We start from the raw sequence: 18,399 nt of genomic DNA on the forward strand, positions 1-18,399 counted from the left end.
GAGCTGATCCACGTAACAGAAACAACGGTTACTGACAGTGAACGGTCCGCGGCGGGCCGCATCACTTCAGGAGACATAAATGGATGTAGATACAGGGACCACAGCGTTCATGCTGTGTTGCATCATCGGCCTCACGCTGATGATCCCCGGGCTCGCTCTCTTCTACGGCGGCATGGTGTCCGTCAAGAGCTCGACCAACATGATGATGATGACCTTCGGCGCGTGCGCGATCGTCGGTGTGCTGTGGGTGCTGTTCGGCTTCTCCATGACATTCGGGACGTCCTACGGCGGATTCCTCGGCAGCATCACCGAGTTCGCCGGGATGAAGGACCTACTCGAGTCGAACACCACGATCGCCGGGCTCCCGATAACACTGTTCGCGTTGTTCCAGGCGCTGTTCGCGGCGATCACCGTCGCACTGATCTCCGGTGCCGTGGCCGACCGGATGAAGTTCGGCGCCTGGATGGTCTTCGCCGCCGTGTGGGCGGTGCTGGTGTACTTCCCCGTGGCGCACTGGGTTTTCGCGTTCGACGGTGTGGTGACCGAGGACTCCGTCGGCGGCTGGATCGCCAACAAGCTCGCCGCCATCGACTTCGCGGGCGGCACCGCGGTGCACATCAACGCCGGCGCGGCAGCGCTGGCCGTCGCGATCGTGCTCGGCAAGTCCGCCGGCTGGGGACAGCTGCGCAAGCCGCACAACGTTCCGCTGACACTGCTCGGCGCCGGCCTGCTGTGGGCAGGGTGGTACGCATTCAACGGCGGGTCGGCACTGGCCGCGGGTAACTCGGCCTCGATCGTCATGGTTACCACGTTCGTAGCGACGTGCGCTGCGACCCTGGCCTGGATCGCGGTGGAGAAGATCAAGGACGGCCACGTCACGGGCGTCGGCGCAGCGTCCGGTGCGATCACCGGACTCGTCGCGATCACCCCCGCGTGCGGATCGGTGACGCCCGTCGGCGCCATCATCCTCGGGGCCATCGCGGGTGCCGTCTGCGTGTACGCGGTGGGCCTGAAGGAGCGCTTCGGCTACGACGACTCGCTCGACGTGGTCGGTGTCCACCTGGTCGGCGGAGTCGTCGGCACCCTGCTGATCGGATTCCTGGCCAGCGAGTCGATGCCCAACGGCATCAACGGGCTGTTCTACGGAGGCGGGTTCGACCAGCTGTGGCGGCAGGCCGTCGCGGCGGGCGCGGTGATGATCTACTCGTTCGTCGTCGCCGGCATCATCGCCCTCGCCATCAAGATGACGATGGGCATCCGCATCTCCCCCGACGAAGAGGAAAAGGGCATCGACGCGACCTTCCACCGCGAGGCGTCGTACGAACTGCAACCTGCCTGACGCGTAGTCGACCGGCGCGGACCATACCGGCCGCGCCGGTCGACTCATAGGTGTCGTGTTTCCTTACAAGAGACAGGGTTTCCGCACAATGTCCAACGATCTGGCGTTGCATGCCGAGGCATCCGGGACGAAATTCATTCTCGCGTTGTTCATCGACCTGCGCGGCAAGCCGTGCGCCAAGCTGGTGCCGGTCGAAGCCGTCGACCTGCTCGCCACCGAGGGCGTGGGATTCGCCGGGTACGCCGTCGGCGCCATGGGCCAGGAGCCCAAAGACCCTGACCTGATGGCCATTCCGGATCCCGAATCGTTCACGCCGATCCCGTTCCTCAAGGAGGGACTGGCGATCGTGCACTGCGACCCACATGTCAACGGCGAACCGTGGCCCTTCGCGCCGCGCGTCATTCTCAAGGCGATGATCGCGCAGGCGTCCGACGCAGGCTTCGAGCCGTGGGTCGGCGCGGAGGTCGAATACTTCCTGTTGCGTCGCGACGCCGACGGTGCACTGTCCACCGCCGACACCGCCGACACCGCCGCCCAACCCTGTTACGACGCACGCGGCGTCACCCGGATGTACGACCACCTCACCGCGATCTCGACGGCGATGAACAGCCTCGGCTGGTTCAACTACGCCAACGACCACGAAGACGGCAACGGCCAGTTCGAGCAGAACTTCCAGTTCGCCGACGCGCTGACCACCGCCGACCGTGTCGTCACGCTGCGTTATCTGCTGTCGATGATCGCCGCCGAGCGGGGCATGGTGGCCACCTTCATGCCAAAACCGTTCGCCGACCGCACGGGAAGTGGTCTGCACCTGCATCTTTCGCTGACCACCGGCGGCACTCCGGTATTCCCCGCCGGTGCGGGCATCCCCGACGAGCGGGGGCTCGGCCTGTCGGATACCGCCTACTCGTTCATCGGCGGCATCCTCGAACACGCCTGCGCGCTGCAGGCTGTCGTCGCACCAACAGTCAACTCTTACAAGCGGACTCGGGCGACCTCGACGGCATCCGGTGCCGCGTGGTCACCCAACACCCCCAGCTACGGCGGCAACGACCGCACGCATTACATCCGGGTGCCCGACGACCAGCGTGTCGAGCTGCGCGGTGGTGACGGTTCGGCGAATCCCTACCTGGCGATCGCGGCCGCGCTCGGTGCGGGCATCGACGGCATCAAGCGCAGCACCGATCCCGGTGGTGTTGGCTCCCAAGGTCGTTCGGCGCTGCCGCCCACACTGTTGCACGCTGTCGACGAACTCGAGAGCGACCCGGTGATCACCGGTGTGCTCGACGCTGCCGGGGACGGGGTGGCCTCCTACTTCGCGAGCATCAAGCGCGACGAGTTCTTCGCCTACCACAGCGCCGTGACACCGTGGGAAATCGACCACTACCTCACCGCGTTCTGAGCGAAAGGATTTCCGATGTGCGGCATTGTGGGCCTGCACTTGCGCCACCCCGACCTGCATCCCCAACTCGGCGAACTGGTCACCGGCATGTTGTGCGAGATGGGCGATCGAGGTAGCGACTCGGCCGGCGTTGCGGTGTACGGAGATCCGACGTGGTCACCGCCCGGTCACGGCTGCGTGTCACTGCTCGAGGTCGACGCGAGCCCGGACGAGGTCGCCGAGACGCTCGGCGTTTCGGTCACACAGCTCGACGAGACGTATCTCCTTACCGCACAGACCTCCTCAGAGGACATCTTGGCCGCCGCCAAGTCGGCGTATCCCGACGCTCTGGTCGCCGGATTCGGCGCCGACCTCACGGTGCTCAAAGGCGTCGGCCATCCGCGGGTACTCACCGAACGCTGGGGGCTCGCCAAGGCGCAAGGCTGGCAGGGCGTCGGGCACACCAGGATGGCAACCGAGTCGGCGGTGACGCCCGCAGGGTGCCATCCGTACGCGGTGGGCCCCGAACAGTGCATGGTGCACAACGGATCATTCGCCAACCACGCCACCATCCGCCGCGAGTTACGTTCAGCGGGAGTGTCATTCGACAGCGACAACGACACCGAGGTGGGCGCGCGTTTCATCGCCGATCAGCTGGCCAACGGCCGAGACGTCGAGGGAGCGCTGAAGGAGCTCTGCGCGGTGTTCGACGGCTTCTACACACTGCTGGTGTCCAACAGGGACTCGTTCGCCGTGGTCCGCGACGCCATCGCGTGTAAGCCCGCTGTCATCGCCGAAACCGATGACTGGGTCGCCATGAGCAGCGAATACCGCGCTCTGGCAGGCCTTCCCGGTGTGGAGACGGCCAAGATCTGGGAGCCCGAGCCGGAAGTGGTCTACGCATGGAGACGCTGATCGCATATGACCTGGCCACCACCCCGCTGCGCGAGATCAACGCCGCTCTGCACGCCCCCGGCTTGTCGGGTGACTACGTCATCGCCCATCCCGACGGCGCACACAACGTCGCGGTCGGTTTGAACGCGCCGATACGGGTGACCATCGCGGGTCACGTCGGCTACTACGCAGCGGGCATGAACCAGCAGGCCCGCGTCACGATCGACGGCAACGCCGGCACCGGCGTCGCCGAGAACATGATGAGCGGCACCGTCTGGGTCAAGGGCAGCGCATCCCAGTCCGCCGGTGCCTCCGCGCACGGTGGGCTCCTGGTCATCGAGGGCAAAGCCGCTGCGCGGTGCGGTATTTCGATGAAAGGAGTTGACATCGTGGTGGGCGGCGACGTCGGACACATGAGCGCCTTCATGGCGCAGGCGGGCAGGCTCGTCGTCCGCGGAGACGCCGGCGAGGCGCTCGGCGACTCGATCTACGAGGCACGCATCTACGTCCGCGGCGACGTCACATCGCTGGGCGCCGACTGCGTCGCCAAAGAGATGCGTTCCGAACATCACGCTGAGCTCGAATCACTATTGGCAGCAGCCGGATTTGACGACGACACCACAAGCTACAGCCGCTACGGCTCGGGCCGTTCGCTCTATCACTTCCACGTCGACAACGCGACGGCCTACTGATGAGCTACACCGCTGACGAGCGCGCCCGACTGGGCCTTCGCGAATCCGCGACGTTCGACAGGTCGACCATCGCCGCCATCCACCGTGCCGCCGAGACCGGCATCTACGACATCCGCGGCTGGGGCGCCAAGCGTCCCCTGCCCCACTTCGACGACCTGCTGTTCCTCGGCGCGTCGATGTCGCGCTATCCACTGGAGGGCTACCGCGAACGGTGTGACACCGACGTCGTGCTCGGCGACCGCTGCGCCAAGTTCCCACTGCACCTCGACATTCCGATCACCATCGCGGGCATGTCCTTCGGCGCACTGTCCGGTCCGGCGAAGGAGGCGCTCGGGCGCGGCGCCAGCGAGGTCGGCACCTCCACGACGACCGGCGACGGCGGGATGACTCCCGAGGAGCGGACACAGAGCAAATTCCTCGTCTACCAATATCTTCCATCCCGCTACGGCATGAACCCCGACGACCTTCGCAAGGCCGACGCGATCGAGGTCGTTCTCGGGCAGGGCGCCAAGCCCGGCGGCGGCGGCATGCTGCTCGGACAGAAGATCTCGCCGCGCGTCGCGGCCATGCGCACCCTGCCCGAGGGCATCGACCAGCGCTCGGCGTGCCGCCACCCCGACTGGACCGGTCCCGACGACCTGACGATCAAAATCAACGAGCTGCGGGAGATCACCGACTGGGAGAAGCCGATTTATGTGAAGGTCGGCGCCACCCGCACCTATTACGACGTGAAACTCGCGGTGCACGCGGGAGCGGACGTCGTCGTCGTGGACGGCATGCAGGGGGGTACCGCGGCGACTCAGGAAGTGTTCATCGAGCACGTCGGAGTCCCGACACTGGCGGCTGTCCCGCAAGCGGTGCAGGCGCTGCAGGAGCTCGGGGTGCATCGCAAGGTACAGCTGATCGTGTCGGGTGGTATCCGCACCGGAGCCGATGTGGCGAAGGCGCTGGCGCTGGGTGCCGACGCGGTCGCGATCGGCACCGCCGCGCTGATCGCGTTGGGCGACAACCACCCTCGCTACTCTGCCGACTACGAAAGGCTCGGCAGCGCCGCGGGGTTCTTCGACGACTTCCAGGACGGCACCGACCCGGCGGGTATCAGCACCCAGGATCCGGAGCTGGCGTCGCGGTTCGACCCCGTCGAAGGCGGTCGGCGTCTGGCCAACTACCTGCGGGTGCTGACCATGGAAGCCCAGACGATCGCCCGCGCCTGCGGCAAGTCCCACGTGTGCCACCTCGAACCGGAGGACCTGGTGGCGGTCACGATCGAGGCGGCGGCGATGGCGCGGGTCCCGTTGGCCGGCACCGAGTGGATTCCGGGCAGATGACCACCGCGGATGTCGTGATCGTCGGCGGCGGCATCGAGGGTGCCGCGGCGGCGTGGGCTTTGTCGCAGCGTGGTGTCACCAATGTCGTTGTGGCCGAGCGCAGTACCGTTGGTGCCGGGATGACCGGGAAGTCGAGCGGCATCGTGCGTTGCCACTACGGCGTCAGCTCGCTGGCCGCGATGGCCACCGTCGGCCTCGAGGTGTTCGAGAAGGCTCAGGATTTTCTCGGGGATCACGCAGTCGACATCGGCTTCCGGCAGACCGGCTACGTCGTCGGCGTCGGCGATCCAGATATCGACTCGCTGCGAAAGAGCCTTGCCGCGCAGCGCGCAGTGGGCGTTCAGACCGAGGAGATCGACGCCTCCGACGTCGCCCGGCTGTGGCCGCACGCGGATTTGACGCCGTTCCGGGCATTCGCGTGGGAGGCACGTGGTGGCTACGGCGACGCGTACCAGACAGCGCAGGCGTTCGCGGCGTCGGCGCGCGCGGCTGGTGTGCGGATTCTCCAGGGCGCCAACGTGACCGGATTGCTGACCGCCGGTGACAGAGTCACCGGTGTTCGGTTGGCCGACGGATCGGAGGTCTCCACGGACACCGTCGTGGTGGCCACCGGCGTCTGGACCCGGGAGTTCCTGACGCCGTATGGCATCGATGTGCCCATCCGAGTGGTCCGCGAACAGCTGGTCACCATCAAGCCGGGTGTCGAGATCGGCAGTGTGCCGGTGTTCTCCGATCTGGTGTCACTGCAATACATTCGCCCGGAACTCGGCGGTGAGCTGCTGTTCGGCAACAGCGACCTGTCGGACGTCGAGGACGCGAACCCCGACGACTACCTCAACCGCGCCACCGAGGCCTTCGTCGAGGACACCGTCGAGCGCGTCCAAACGAGATTCCCCGGCTTCACCGATGCGGCGATCACCGGCAGCTACGCCGGCTGCTACGACGTCACCCCGGACTGGAACCCGGTCATCAGCACGACGGGCGTGGAGGGGCTCGTCGTCGCCGCCGGATTCAGCGGTCACGGGTTCAAGATCGCACCAGCGGTCGGACGGTTGATCGCCGATCTCGTCGTTGACGGCCGCAGCGCCGATCCCCGCATCCCCGACAGTGACTTCCGGCTGTCCCGATTCGGCGAGGGCGACCTACTCACAAGCCCGTATCCGTATTCCGGTGCCGGACAGATGCGCTGACTCCTGGCTGAACCATGTCTGACATCCCGCTGCTCCGCAACAGGTCCGGCACGGCTCGCGACCGCGACCCGCACGCGCCGGTAGCCGAGCTCGAGCTGGAGGCCGCCATCGGGCGCAACGTCCGCCAGCTCCGCCTGCAGCAGGGCCTGACGGTGGCCGAGATGGCCACCCAGGTAGGCATTTCGAAGGCGATGATGTCGAAGATCGAGAATGCCCAGACATCGTGCAGCCTGAGCACCCTGGCGCTGTTGGCCAATGGCTTCGACATACCCGTCACCAGCCTGTTCCGGGGTGCGGACGTCGAGCGTCCCGCCTCATTCGTCAGCGCGGGCACGGGAGCACGCATCGTCCGCAACGGTACGAAGGAAGGCCACGAGTACCAGCTGTTGGGCTCGCTTCGCGGCGAACACAAGCGCCTCGAGTGTCTGCACGTCACCCTGTCGGCGAAAAGTCAGACCTATCCGTTGTTTCAGCATCCGGGCACCGAGTTCATCTTCGTGCTCGAAGGGGTGATGGATTACAGCCACAGCCGCACGGTGTACCGGCTGAACCCGGGCGACTCGCTGCAGTTCGACGGCGAGGGCGCACACGGGCCGGTGGATCTGGTCGAGCTGCCCATCCGTTTCCTCTCGGTGATCGCATTCCCCGATTCCCACGTCTAGTCCCCAGCGACCTGCATTTTGTGGCGTGGCTGGGTGGGGAGTATGGTGACCAACGTGCAGCGGGTGCTCCTTCTCGGCAGCCGCGACGGGGTCTGATCAGACCGGCTTCCCGTCGCGGGTGTTCGCGACGCGCCGGTCGTGAGTCCATCGACAACCCGGAGCCCTATCGTGACCACCTTCTCAAGACCCGCACCAGATTCTCCTGACGCCTTCGCGTCCGTACGTGCCCTGACCACGCCGTCGGGCCCACCGAACCCCGGCCAGCCCGCCTGGAACACCCAGCGTGGCTCGTCGATGCCCGTCGGCCGGTATCGGCCCTTCGCCGAAGAAGTCGAGTCCGTCGCGCTCGCCGATCGCACCTGGCCCGACAAGATCGTCGACCGCGCACCGATGTGGTGTGCCGTCGACCTGCGTGACGGCAACCAGGCCCTGATCGATCCGATGAGCCCGCAGCGCAAGCGCCGCATGTTCGACCTGCTGGTGCGGATGGGCTACAAGGAGATCGAGGTCGGCTTCCCGTCGGCCAGCCAGACCGACTTCGACTTCGTCCGCGAGATCATCGCCGAGGGCGCAATCCCCGACGACGTCACCATCCAGGTCCTCACCCAGTGCCGGCCCGAGCTGATCACACGGACCTTCGAGGCGTGCAAGGGTGCGCCCAGGGCCATCGTGCACTTCTACAACTCGACGTCGATCCTGCAGCGACGCGTCGTGTTCCGCGCCGACCGGGAAGCGGTCAAGTCGATCGCGACCGACGGCGCACGACTGTGCGTCGAGGAGGCCAAGAAGTACCCGGGCACGCTCTGGCGTTATGAGTACAGCCCGGAGTCCTACACCGGTACCGAGCTGGAATACGCCGTCGACGTGTGCAACGCCGTCGCCGACATCATCAAGCCCACCCCCGACGTGCCGCTGATCGTGAATCTGCCCGCGACCGTCGAGATGGCGACCCCAAACGTGTACGCCGACTCGATCGAGTGGATGAACAGGCACCTGTCCCCGCGCGACTCCATCATCCTGAGCCTGCACCCGCACAACGATCGCGGAACCGCCGTCGCCGCAGCCGAATTGGGGTACCAAGCCGGCGCCGACCGGATCGAGGGCTGCCTGTTCGGCAACGGTGAGCGCACCGGCAACGTCTGCCTCGTCACGCTGGGTCTGAACCTGTTCTCCCGTGGCGTCGACCCGCAGATCGACTTCTCGAACATCGACGAGATCCGCCGCACGGTCGAATACTGCAACCAGCTGCCGGTGCCCGAACGCCACCCCTATGGCGGCGATCTCGTGTACACCGCCTTCTCCGGCAGCCATCAGGACGCGATCAACAAGGGTCTGGATGCCATGAAGGTGTCGGCCGACGAGCAGGACGCCGATGTCGATGACATCCTGTGGCAGGTTCCCTATCTGCCGATCGATCCGCGCGATGTCGGCCGCACCTATGAGGCTGTGATACGGGTGAATTCGCAGTCAGGCAAGGGCGGCGTCGCCTACATCATGAAGGCCGACCACGGTCTCGCCCTGCCCCGGCGACTGCAGATCGAGTTCTCCCAGGCGATTCAGAAGATCACCGACGGCGAGGGCGGCGAGGTTTCGCCGAAGGAGATGTGGGACGTCTTCGCCGAGGAATACCTGACTCCGCTGCGCCCGCTCGAACGCATCCGGCAGAAGGTCATCGCCTCCGAGGTCGACGGTGGCACCGACACCATCGAGGCAGTGGTGAAGGTCGACGGTGTGGAGCGCGAGATCGTGGGCGCGGGCAACGGTCCGCTCGCCGCGTTCGTGGATGCGTTGGGTGCCATCGGGTTCCACGTATCCGTACTGGACTACTCCGAGCACGCTCTCTCGGCGGGTGAGGAAGCCCAGGCCGCGGCGTACGTCGAGGCTTCGATCGGCGGCAAGACCGTGTGGGGTGTCGGCATCGCGACGTCCATCACGACCGCATCGCTGCGCGCAGTGGTGTCGGCGGTCAACCGCGCGGCTCGCTGAGCGTTCTAGAAGAGCGCGAACTGGTCGCCGGCCAGCGTGACGTCGGTGAATTCCTCGACGGTACTGCCGCCGACCACGGCATCGAGCCCACTCATGAAATCGGCGTCCGTTATGGACGGAACGCCCAGCTCACGGGCCTGGAAACCCTTGCCCTGCTCGGGTTGGGCCTCGTTGCAGATGATGAGTGAGGTCTCGGAGTCCACATTGTCCGTATAGGACAGCCCGGCGTGCACAATCCGCTCGACGAGTTCCTCGTGGGTGCGCTCGACCTCGGCCGCCAGTGCGACCCGCATCCCCTGAACCAGCGGTCTGCCCTCGACGAACCGGCCGGGGTTGACGTACGGGCATGGCAGCCGTGCGGCCATCATCTTCAGCGGCCGCAACTCCTCGTGTGTCACCTGGCCGTTGGGCCACTCGCGCCGCGACAGCGGGCGAACAGGCAACCACACCTTGCGTTCCCGCGCACGCACCAGGACCGGCTTGAGGATCTGCGCGAGCACCATCGCGTCGTCGAGCGCGTCGTGGGGCTTTAGCTGCGTGATACCCCAGTGTGCGGCAAGGGTTTCCAGCCGCAGGTTCTCGGTGCCCAACTCGAGGCGGCGGGTCAGCTCGACGGTGCACATGGCGGTGTCGATGGGCAGTACCGCGTCGACCATCTCGGCCTCAGCGGTCAGGAACGAGTAGTCGAACCCCACGTTGTGCGCCACCAGGGTGCGGCCACGCAGCAGCTCGATCAGATCGCCGACGATGTCGCCGAAGCACGGCTGGCCTTCGAGCATCTCAGCGGTCAAACCGTGGACATGGGTCGGGCCGGGATCCACCCGCGGATTGAGAAGCGTGTAGAGACTCTGTTCGACGTTGCCGTCGTCACCGAGAGCCAGCGCCGCGATGCTGATGACCCGAGCGTGTCCCGGATGGAAGCCCGAGGTCTCCACGTCGACGACGGCCCAACCTGCGCCATCGTCGGTCGCGGGGCGGCCCCAGCACTGACTCACAATTTCGAGGATGGCACGGACGGGTGACAAACCACCTGAGGCGCAGCGCGCTCGCTCAGCGTGTCGGCTCTTAGACTGCCGGGGATGGTCACCATTCGCGGACGTGCAGCGCTGACGGCGGGCGCCGGCGCGCGCTGGGCGTCACGCGTCACCGGCCGCGGTGCAGGCGCGATGATCGGCGGCCTGGTCGCGATGACGCTGGACAGATCAATCCTGCGTCAGCTCGGCGAGGGCCGTCGCACCACGATCGTGACCGGCACCAATGGCAAGTCCACGACCACGCGAATGACCGCGGCGGCACTGGCAACGCTGGGACCCGTCGCGACCAACGCCGAGGGCGCGAACATGGACGCCGGGTTGGTCGCAGCACTCGCGGGCACGCGGGACGCGTCGCTGGCAGCACTCGAAGTCGACGAGATGCACGTGCCGCATGTGGCCGACGCGCTTGACCCCGCGGTGATCGTGCTGCTGAATCTGTCGCGAGATCAGCTCGATCGCGTCGGTGAGATCAATCACATCGAACGCACGCTGCGGGCCGGTCTGGCGCGTCATCCGTCGACGGTCGTCGTCGCGAATTGCGACGACGTGTTGATGACGTCGGCCGCATACGACAGCCCGAATGTGGTGTGGGTGGCCGCAGGCGGTGGGTGGGCCAACGATTCGGTGAGCTGCCCGCGCTCGGGCGAGATCATCGTGCGCGACGGCGCGGTCTGGTATTCGACGGGAACTGATTTCAAACGGCCAGAGCCGCAGTGGTCGTACGATGACACGCACATTTACGGGCCCGACGGACTGTCGCTGCCCATGCAGCTGGCGCTCCCGGGGAACATCAACCGCGGCAACGCCACTCAGGCGGTCGCCGCCGCGGTGACGTTGGGCGCGGATCCAGCGGCCGCCGTCGCCGCGGTATCGCGGGTCGACGAGGTCGCCGGGCGGTACAGCACGGTGCAGCTGGGGCAGCATTCGGTGCGCATGCTGCTGGCGAAGAACCCGGCGGGCTGGCAGGAGGCGTTGTCGATGGTCGACACCGACGCCGGCTCAGTGGTGATCTCGGTGAACGGTCAGGTGCCCGACGGGGAGGACCTGTCGTGGCTGTGGGACGTCAACTTCGAGCATTTCGTGAACCATCCGGTGGTGGCCGCAGGAGAGCGCGGTACCGATCTGGCGGTGCGACTTGGGTATGCGGGCGTCGAACACACGTTGGTGCACAACGCTGTTGAGGCGATCACGTCGTGCCCACCGGGGCATGTCGAGGTGGTCGCCAACTACACCGCGTTCTTGGCGCTGAACCGGACGTTCGGGAGGGCCGCCCGTGCGTGAGTCGACGGTGCGGATCGGGTTGGTGCTGCCCGATGTGATGGGAACGTATGGTGACGGCGGCAATTCGGTGGTGCTGCGCCAACGCCTGCGCTTGCGGGGCTTCGATGCGGAGATCGTCGAGATCACCCTCGCGGACCCGGTGCCTGCCGAGCTGGATCTGTACACCCTTGGCGGAGCAGAGGATTACGCGCAACGGTTGGCGACCCGGCATCTGCAGCGGTATCCGGGCCTGCAGCAGGCCGCGGAGCGGGGTGCGCCTGTGCTGGCGATCTGCGCGGCGATCCAGGTGCTGGGTCACTGGTACGAAACGTCGTCGGGTGAGCGGGTCGACGGGGTGGGCATGCTCGACGTCACGACGTCTCCCCAGGACAGCCGGACGATCGGCGAGGTGGTGTCGCAGCCCCTGCTGCCGGAACTGACGGAGCGGTTGACGGGGTTCGAGAATCACCGCGGCGGAACGGTTTTGGGTCCGGCGGCGCGCCCATTGGCTCAGGTGGTCAGCGGGGCGGGCAACCGGGCGGGCGATGGTATCGACGGCGCCGTGCAGGGCAGCGTCGTCGCGACGTATCTGCACGGGCCGTGCCTGGCCCGCAATCCGCAGCTCGCGGACCATCTGCTGTCGTGCGTGGTCGGCGAGCTGCCGCCGCTGGAGATCGACGAGGTCGCGCAGTTGCGCAAAGAGCGACTAGCGGCCCCCCGCCGGGTCTGATTCATCGCTTTCCACGTTATGCAGCGAAAGTACGAGTGAACCTCTGCATTTCGTTGATTTCGATGAGGCAGCCGCGGCTCACCAGGGCAGCTTCGACCCGAGCGATCACGTCCTGAGGCTTGTCCTCGGCGATCACCCGGATCACGATCCAGCCGAGCGCCTCGAGCATGCGCAGCCGCGCGATGTCTTTCACATACTGGCGGCGGTCCTTTCGATGATGATCGCCGTCGTATTCGACCGCGACCTGGTATTCGCGCCAGCCCATGTCGAGAAAAATCGCATAGGAGCCCGTGGGCACGACGATCTGCGTCTCGGGCCGCGGAAATCCTGAGTCGATCAACAACAGGCGGATACGCGACTCCCTCGGTGACGACGCTCCGCCGTCGACGAGTGGAAGCAGCTCACGCAGCTGCTTGACGCCGTGAGCCCGCGGATGCGCATATGCCAATCCAACGACCTCGGCGATCGAATAGACCTGGTTCCACATCAGCGCATCCAGCCGGGTGAGCGCCTCGGCTCTATCCAGATGCCGACCGAGATCGAACGCCGTGCGCACCCGGGTCGTCACGGGTAAGCCGGCGATACGAGTGATCTCGTCATCCGCCACCTGCTCGGCCCTCGGCACCATTCCCTTTTGCGCACGAATCTTGACGCCCGCGAGCTCGATGGGATGAGTCGGCTCCACATACGGCGCGCCGCATCCTTCGGTGCGTAGACACCGTGATGGACCCGTCGATACCAGCGGCTCAACTCGTGGCGAGTGACACGCCCCGCCGCCATCGCTTCGCTGCCAATGAAGATGTCCGCCATGGCTGCATCCTGCCGCGGCCCAGTGACACCTCAGATGCAAAGCGAAGCTAGGCCATTGCGCGGCGACCCGCGAGCGCGCGGCCCAGCGTCAGCTCATCCGCGAACTCCAGGTCACCACCCATCGGGAGCCCCGACGCGATACGCGTGACCGTGAGACCCGGGATGTCGCGCAGCATCCGCACGAGATACGTCGCTGTGGCCTCGCCTTCGGTGTTCGGATCGGTCGCGATGATCACCTCGGTGATATCCACGCCGTCGACGCGTTCGCCAATCCTGTTCAACAGCTCGCGAATTCGCAGCTGTTCCGGCCCGATTCCGGACAACGGGTCAAGCGCACCGCCGAGCACGTGATAGCGGCCGCGGAACTCACGGGTGCGCTCGACGGCCTGCACATCCTTGGGTTCCTCGACGACGCACACCACGGATCCGTCGCGGCGGGCATCCGAACAGATCCGGCACCGCTCGTCGTCGGACACATTGCCGCACACCGCGCAGAACGTGACCCCGTCGCGGATCCGTCCCAGCACGGCGGACAACCGGTCGATCTGCGGCGGCTCGACGGACAGCAGGTGGAATGCGATCCGCTGCGCGCTCTTCGGCCCGATGCCCGGCAGCTTGCCGAGCTCGTCGATCAGATCCTGGACCGGTCCCTCGAACAAGTCAGATTCCTGGCAGACCCATGTCGCCCATGCCACCGGCCAACGGACCGAGGCGGTCGTGCGCCAGGATGGTGACCTGCTTGGACGCATCGGCGATCGCGCCGACGACGAGGTCCTGCAGCGTCTCGACGTCCTGCGGGTCGACGACCTTGGGGTCGATCCGGACCGCGATCACCTCGCCACTGCCCTTCATCGTGACCTGCACCAGGCCGCCACCCGCTTGCCCGTTGACCTCGGCCGCGGCCAGCGCCGCCTGCGCCTCCATCAACTGCTGCTGCACCTGCTGCGCCTGGGCCAGAAGAGCGGACATATCGGGCTGGCCACCACTGCCGGGTTGCATGACGATCCCCTTGCGTATTGGTCTCGACTCGGTTGCGTCGTCGCGTTGGGGTTTCAGCCTAGTCGGGGTCAGCGCTACGGTGGCGCCCGTGCATCCCCGCCTGCGTGTCGGTGCCACCAGAACATTGCGCTCCTGCGCCGCGGTGGCGACCGGACTCCTCATCGCCGCATCGACGCTTGTCAGCCCAGCATCCGCAGCGCCGGCCAACATCGCCGGCAAGATCGTCTTCCTCGACCCCGGTCACAACGCCGTCAACGATTCGTCCATCAGCCGCCAGGTGCCCACCGGGCGCGGTGGCACCAAGGATTGCCAGGCCAGCGGCACGTCCACCGACGACGGCTATGCCGAGCATGCCTTCGCGTGGGAGACCACGCTGCGCATCCGCCAGGCGCTGAACGCGCTCGGCGTGCGTACTGCGATGTCACGCGGCGACGACGCCAGCGCCGGGCCCTGCGTCGACGAACGCGCGGCAATGGCCAACTCCCTGCGCCCCGACGCGGTCGTCAGCATCCACGCCGACGGCGGGCCCGCCAGCGGTCGCGGCTTCCACGTCCTGTACTCGTCCCCACCGCTCAACGACGTGCAGGCCGGGCCGTCGGTGCGGCTGGCCACGATCATGAAGGACCAGTTGCAGGCATCGGGCCTGGTGCCGTCCACTTACATCGGTACCGGCGGCCTGAATCCGCGGTCGGACATCGCGGGGCTCAACCTCGCGCAGTTCCCATCGGTCCTGGTCGAGCTCGGCAACATGAAGAACCCGGCCGATTCTGCGCTGATGAAGACGCCCGAGGGACGGCAGAAGTACGCCGACGCCGTTGTGCGCGGGATCGCCGGCTTCCTCGGCTCCAGCTAGCCCTCCGGCCTGAGTGTCGGGCCTAGCGGCCCTCCACCTGCTTCTTGAGGTTCTCCAGCACCTCAGCCTGGATTTTCCGCAGGCCCAGCGGCGCGAACGTCTTCTCGAAGAAGCCGCCGATGCCGCCCGCGCCCTTCCACGAGGTCTTGACGGTCACCGACGAGCCCTCCCCTGCCGGGGAGACCGTCCAATTCGTGATCATCGTCGAGTTGGCGTCCTTCTCGATCACCGTGTGACCTGCCACGTCGACGCTCGCCTTCACGTCACGCACCCGTGATTTCGTCGCCTGCAGCTTCCACGACGCCACTGTGCCCGCGCCCTGTCCGCCCTCGAGCACCCGGTATTCGCTGTAGTGCGGCGAGAGAATCTTGGGGCGCACGTTCGCATAGTCGGCGACGGCCGCCAGTACGGTCTCCGGGGCGGCGGCGATCTCCACGGTGCTGGACGCGCTGACCTGTCCCATCGGTGCAACTCCTAGGTAGGGGTGATCACAGTCGGTGCGGTCGCATCACCTGCGACCGCGGACTAGCGTATATCTGTGTCAGTGGTGGATACCGACGCACGTTCTGCTCACTCCGCTGGGGTAGAGCGGCTACTGGCCAGCTACCGGGCGATTCCCCCGAACGCGACGGTCCGACTGGCCAAACCCACGTCGAACCTCTTCCGGGCCCGTGCCAAGACGTCGACCAAGGGTCTGGACGTCTCGGGCCTCGGCGGGGTCATCGCCGTCGATCCCGAGAATCGGACCGCGGACGTCGCCGGAATGTGCACGTACGAGGACCTGGTCGCGGCGACGCTGCCCTACGGGCTTGCGCCGCTTGTGGTGCCGCAGCTCAAGACGATCACGCTCGGCGGAGCAGTCACCGGCCTCGGCATCGAATCGACGTCGTTCCGCAACGGGCTGCCGCACGAGTCGGTGCTGGAGATGGACATCCTCACCGGCACCGGCGACGTCATCACCGCCTCGCCCACCGAGAATTCTGACCTATTCCGCGCCTTCCCGAATTCCTATGGCACGCTGGGATATTCGGTTCGGATCAAGATCGAGCTGGAACCGGTCAAACCGTTCGTCGAGCTTCGGCATCTGCGATTCCACTCACTGACGGATCTCTTCACCGCGATGGACCGCATCATCGAAACCGGAGGCCACCCCGACATAGCGGCCGGCAAGCCCGTCGACTACCTCGACGGTGTCGTGTTCTCGGCCGACGAGAGCTACCTGGTACTCGGATTCCAGACCGGCACTCCGGGTCCCGTGAGCGACTACACCGGCCAGCAGATCTACTACCGGTCCATCCAGCACCCCGAGGGCGAAAAGCACGACCGCCTGACGATCCACGACTACCTGTGGCGCTGGGACACCGACTGGTTCTGGTGCTCAAGGGCATTCGGCGCCCAGGATCCGCTCATCCGCCGGTTCTGGCCGCGGCGCTACCGGCGCAGCAGCGTCTACTGGAAGCTGATCGGCTACGACCAACGCTTCAACATCGCCGACAGGATCGAAAAGCGCAACGGCAGACCACCATTGGAACGCGTCGTGCAGGACATCGAGGTCCCCTTGTCCCGCGCAGAGGAGTTCGTCGAATGGTTCCTGTCCAACGTGCCGATCGAGCCGATCTGGTTGTGCCCGTTGCGGCTCCGCGGCGACACCACCTGGCCGCTGTACCCGATCCGCGCCCAGAGCACGTACGTCAACGTCGGGTTCTGGTCGTCGGTGCCAATGGGTCCGACCGAAGGACATACGAATAGATTGATCGAACGTAAGGTCAGCGAGCTGGATGGTCACAAATCGCTGTATTCCGATGCGTACTACAGCCCGAACGAGTTCGACGAACTCTATGGTGGAGAAACCTACAAGACCGTCAAAAAGACCTACGACCCCGACTCGAGACTCCTCGACCTGTACGCAAAGGCGGTGCAACGACGATGACCACATTCAAAGAACACTCGACACAAGCGCCAGCCGGAAGACTCACGTTGGCAGAGATCCTGGAGATCTTCGCCGCGGGTCAGATTCCGCTGAAATTCACCGCTTACGACGGCAGTTCAGCCGGACCCGAGGACGCCACGCTCGGCCTCGACCTGTTGACACCGCGCGGCACCACGTATCTCGCGACCGCCCCCGGTGAGCTCGGGCTCGCGCGCGCATACGTAGCGGGCGATCTCAGACCGCTCGGCGTCCATCCGGCCGATCCCTACGACCTGCTCATGGCGCTGGCCGACAAACTCGATTTCAGGCTTCCGCCACCGCGCGTGCTTGCCAACATCGTGCGCACGATCGGCATCGAGCATCTGAAGCCGATCGCCCCGCCGCCCCAGGAAGCGCTGCCGCGCTGGCGTCGCGTCATGGAAGGTTTGCGGCACAGCAAGACTCGCGACGCCGAGGCCATTCACCACCACTACGACGTCTCGAACAAGTTCTACGAGTGGGTGCTCGGTCCGTCGATGACCTACACCTGCGCCTGCTATCCGGATGCCGACGCGACTTTGGAAGAGGCACAGGAGAACAAGTACCGACTGGTGTTCGAGAAGCTGCGGCTGCAGCCCGGTGATCGACTGCTCGACGTGGGCTGCGGATGGGGCGGCATGGTCCGATACGCCGCGCGCCACGGCGTGAAGGCGATCGGCGTCACGCTCTCCAAGGAGCAGGCGGAGTGGGCTCAGAATGCGATCGCCGAGCAGGGCCTGTCGGATCTCGCCGAGGTGCGCCACGGCGACTACCGCGATATCCGGGAATCCGGATTTGACGCCGTCTCTTCGATCGGGCTCACCGAGCACATTGGCGTACAGAACTATCCGGCGTACTTCCGGTTCCTCCAGTCGAAGATGCGTGTCGGCGCGCTGCTGCTCAACCACTGCATCACCCGCCATGACAACCGAACCGGCGCCAACGCAGGTGGTTTCATCGACCGCTACGTCTTTCCCGACGGGGAGCTCACGGGTTCGGGCCGCATCATCAGCGAGGCGCAGGACGTCGGCCTCGAGGTGGTGCACGAGGAGAACCTGCGCCACCACTACGCGCTGACGCTGCGCGACTGGTGCCGCAACCTCGAAGAGCGCTGGGACGAGGCCGTCGAAGAAGTCGGGCTTCCCACCGCGAAGGTGTGGGGCCTGTATATGGCCGGTTCGCGAGTGGGCTTCGAGACGAATGTCGTTCAGCTGCACCAGGTTCTGGCCGTCAAGCTGGACGAGCGCGGGAACGACGGCGGGCTGCCGTTGCGCCCGTGGTGGACGCCCTAGG

At 66.1% G+C, this 18,399-nt stretch carries 17 protein-coding genes and 1 pseudogene; 13 read left to right on the plus strand and 5 right to left on the minus strand.

Annotated elements, in window-relative coordinates; translation table 11 throughout:
• Positions 1-79 precede the first annotated feature (79 nt).
• The 8 genes from G6N42_RS20070 (at position 80) to leuA (ending at position 9,472) form a co-directional block, all read left to right on the plus strand.
• Complete coding sequence (locus G6N42_RS20070; protein ID WP_163731905.1) at positions 80-1,339, plus strand: ammonium transporter; 1,260 nt, start codon at positions 80-82, stop codon at positions 1,337-1,339.
• A gap of 88 nt (positions 1,340-1,427) precedes the next feature.
• The gene (gene glnT, locus G6N42_RS20075) at positions 1,428-2,741 is read left to right on the plus strand and encodes a type III glutamate--ammonia ligase (RefSeq protein ID WP_163731908.1); all 1,314 of its coding nucleotides are present in this window, start codon (positions 1,428-1,430) and stop codon (positions 2,739-2,741) included.
• Positions 2,742-2,756: 15 nt separating this feature from the next.
• Positions 2,757-3,635 carry a class II glutamine amidotransferase domain-containing protein gene (locus G6N42_RS20080; protein ID WP_163731911.1) on the plus strand — a complete coding sequence of 293 codons (879 nt, stop codon included), beginning with the start codon at positions 2,757-2,759 and terminating at the stop codon, positions 3,633-3,635.
• Positions 3,623-4,306, plus strand: a complete 684-nt coding sequence (locus tag G6N42_RS20085) for a GltB/FmdC/FwdC-like GXGXG domain-containing protein (RefSeq protein WP_163731914.1) — start codon at positions 3,623-3,625, stop codon at positions 4,304-4,306. The genes G6N42_RS20080 and G6N42_RS20085 overlap by 13 nt, the downstream gene beginning before the upstream one ends.
• Positions 4,306-5,634, plus strand: a complete 1,329-nt coding sequence (locus G6N42_RS20090; protein ID WP_163731916.1) for an FMN-binding glutamate synthase family protein — start codon at positions 4,306-4,308, stop codon at positions 5,632-5,634. The genes G6N42_RS20085 and G6N42_RS20090 overlap by 1 nt, the downstream gene beginning before the upstream one ends.
• Positions 5,631-6,824, plus strand: a complete 1,194-nt coding sequence (locus tag G6N42_RS20095; RefSeq protein WP_163731919.1) for an NAD(P)/FAD-dependent oxidoreductase — start codon at positions 5,631-5,633, stop codon at positions 6,822-6,824. Before G6N42_RS20090 ends, G6N42_RS20095 begins: the two co-directional genes overlap by 4 nt.
• A 14-nt stretch (positions 6,825-6,838) precedes the next feature.
• Positions 6,839-7,486: a helix-turn-helix domain-containing protein gene (locus G6N42_RS20100; protein ID WP_163731922.1), complete on the plus strand. Its 648-nt coding sequence runs from the start codon at positions 6,839-6,841 to the stop codon at positions 7,484-7,486.
• A gap of 168 nt (positions 7,487-7,654) precedes the next feature.
• Positions 7,655-9,472, plus strand: coding sequence for a 2-isopropylmalate synthase (gene leuA, locus G6N42_RS20105; RefSeq protein ID WP_163731925.1), 1,818 nt, complete (start codon positions 7,655-7,657; stop codon positions 9,470-9,472).
• Between the two features lie 5 nt (positions 9,473-9,477).
• On the opposite strand, the gene G6N42_RS20110 is transcribed toward leuA, so the two are convergent.
• Positions 9,478-10,470, minus strand: a complete 993-nt coding sequence (locus tag G6N42_RS20110) for a DEDDh family exonuclease (protein WP_163737866.1) — start codon at positions 10,468-10,470, stop codon at positions 9,478-9,480.
• Positions 10,471-10,551: 81 nt separating this feature from the next.
• On the opposite strand from G6N42_RS20110, the gene G6N42_RS20115 reads away from it, so the two are divergent.
• Complete coding sequence (locus G6N42_RS20115; RefSeq protein WP_163731928.1) at positions 10,552-11,787, plus strand: Mur ligase family protein; 1,236 nt, start codon at positions 10,552-10,554, stop codon at positions 11,785-11,787.
• On the plus strand, positions 11,780-12,496 hold the full coding sequence (locus G6N42_RS20120; protein WP_163731930.1) for a type 1 glutamine amidotransferase: 717 nt from the start codon (positions 11,780-11,782) through the stop codon (positions 12,494-12,496). The genes G6N42_RS20115 and G6N42_RS20120 overlap by 8 nt, the downstream gene beginning before the upstream one ends.
• A 16-nt stretch (positions 12,497-12,512) precedes the next feature.
• Here the strand turns inward: G6N42_RS20120 and G6N42_RS20125 are convergent.
• The 3 genes and pseudogenes from G6N42_RS20125 to G6N42_RS20135 form a co-directional block, all read right to left on the minus strand.
• A pseudogene (locus tag G6N42_RS20125) lies at positions 12,513-13,306 on the minus strand (endonuclease domain-containing protein).
• A gap of 47 nt (positions 13,307-13,353) precedes the next feature.
• Entirely contained in the window at positions 13,354-13,965 is a 612-nt protein-coding gene (gene recR / locus G6N42_RS20130; protein ID WP_163731933.1) for a recombination mediator RecR, read from the minus strand.
• A 1-nt stretch (position 13,966) separates the two neighbouring features.
• Positions 13,967-14,305 carry a YbaB/EbfC family nucleoid-associated protein gene (locus tag G6N42_RS20135; RefSeq protein WP_163731936.1) on the minus strand — a complete coding sequence of 113 codons (339 nt, stop codon included), beginning with the start codon at positions 14,303-14,305 and terminating at the stop codon, positions 13,967-13,969.
• 88 nt (positions 14,306-14,393) lie between these two features.
• On the opposite strand from G6N42_RS20135, the gene G6N42_RS20140 reads away from it, so the two are divergent.
• Positions 14,394-15,158, plus strand: a complete 765-nt coding sequence (locus G6N42_RS20140) for an Rv3717 family N-acetylmuramoyl-L-alanine amidase (protein ID WP_174262120.1) — start codon at positions 14,394-14,396, stop codon at positions 15,156-15,158.
• Between the two features lie 22 nt (positions 15,159-15,180).
• Here G6N42_RS20140 and G6N42_RS20145 read toward each other — a convergent pair whose 3' ends face one another.
• The gene (locus G6N42_RS20145) at positions 15,181-15,621 is read right to left on the minus strand and encodes an SRPBCC family protein (protein ID WP_163731939.1); all 441 of its coding nucleotides are present in this window, start codon (positions 15,619-15,621) and stop codon (positions 15,181-15,183) included.
• Positions 15,622-15,696: 75 nt separating this feature from the next.
• Between G6N42_RS20145 and G6N42_RS20150 the strand changes: the two genes are divergently transcribed.
• Both G6N42_RS20150 and G6N42_RS20155 read left to right on the plus strand, forming a co-directional pair.
• Positions 15,697-17,088, plus strand: coding sequence for an FAD-binding oxidoreductase (locus tag G6N42_RS20150; protein WP_163731942.1), 1,392 nt, complete (start codon positions 15,697-15,699; stop codon positions 17,086-17,088).
• Positions 17,085-18,398: a class I SAM-dependent methyltransferase gene (locus G6N42_RS20155; RefSeq protein WP_163731945.1), complete on the plus strand. Its 1,314-nt coding sequence runs from the start codon at positions 17,085-17,087 to the stop codon at positions 18,396-18,398. The genes G6N42_RS20150 and G6N42_RS20155 overlap by 4 nt, the downstream gene beginning before the upstream one ends.
• The last annotated feature ends 1 nt before the right edge of the window (position 18,399 follow it).

It is taken from the genome of Mycobacterium gallinarum (assembly GCF_010726765.1).
GTDB classification, from domain to species: domain Bacteria; phylum Actinomycetota; class Actinomycetes; order Mycobacteriales; family Mycobacteriaceae; genus Mycobacterium; species Mycobacterium gallinarum.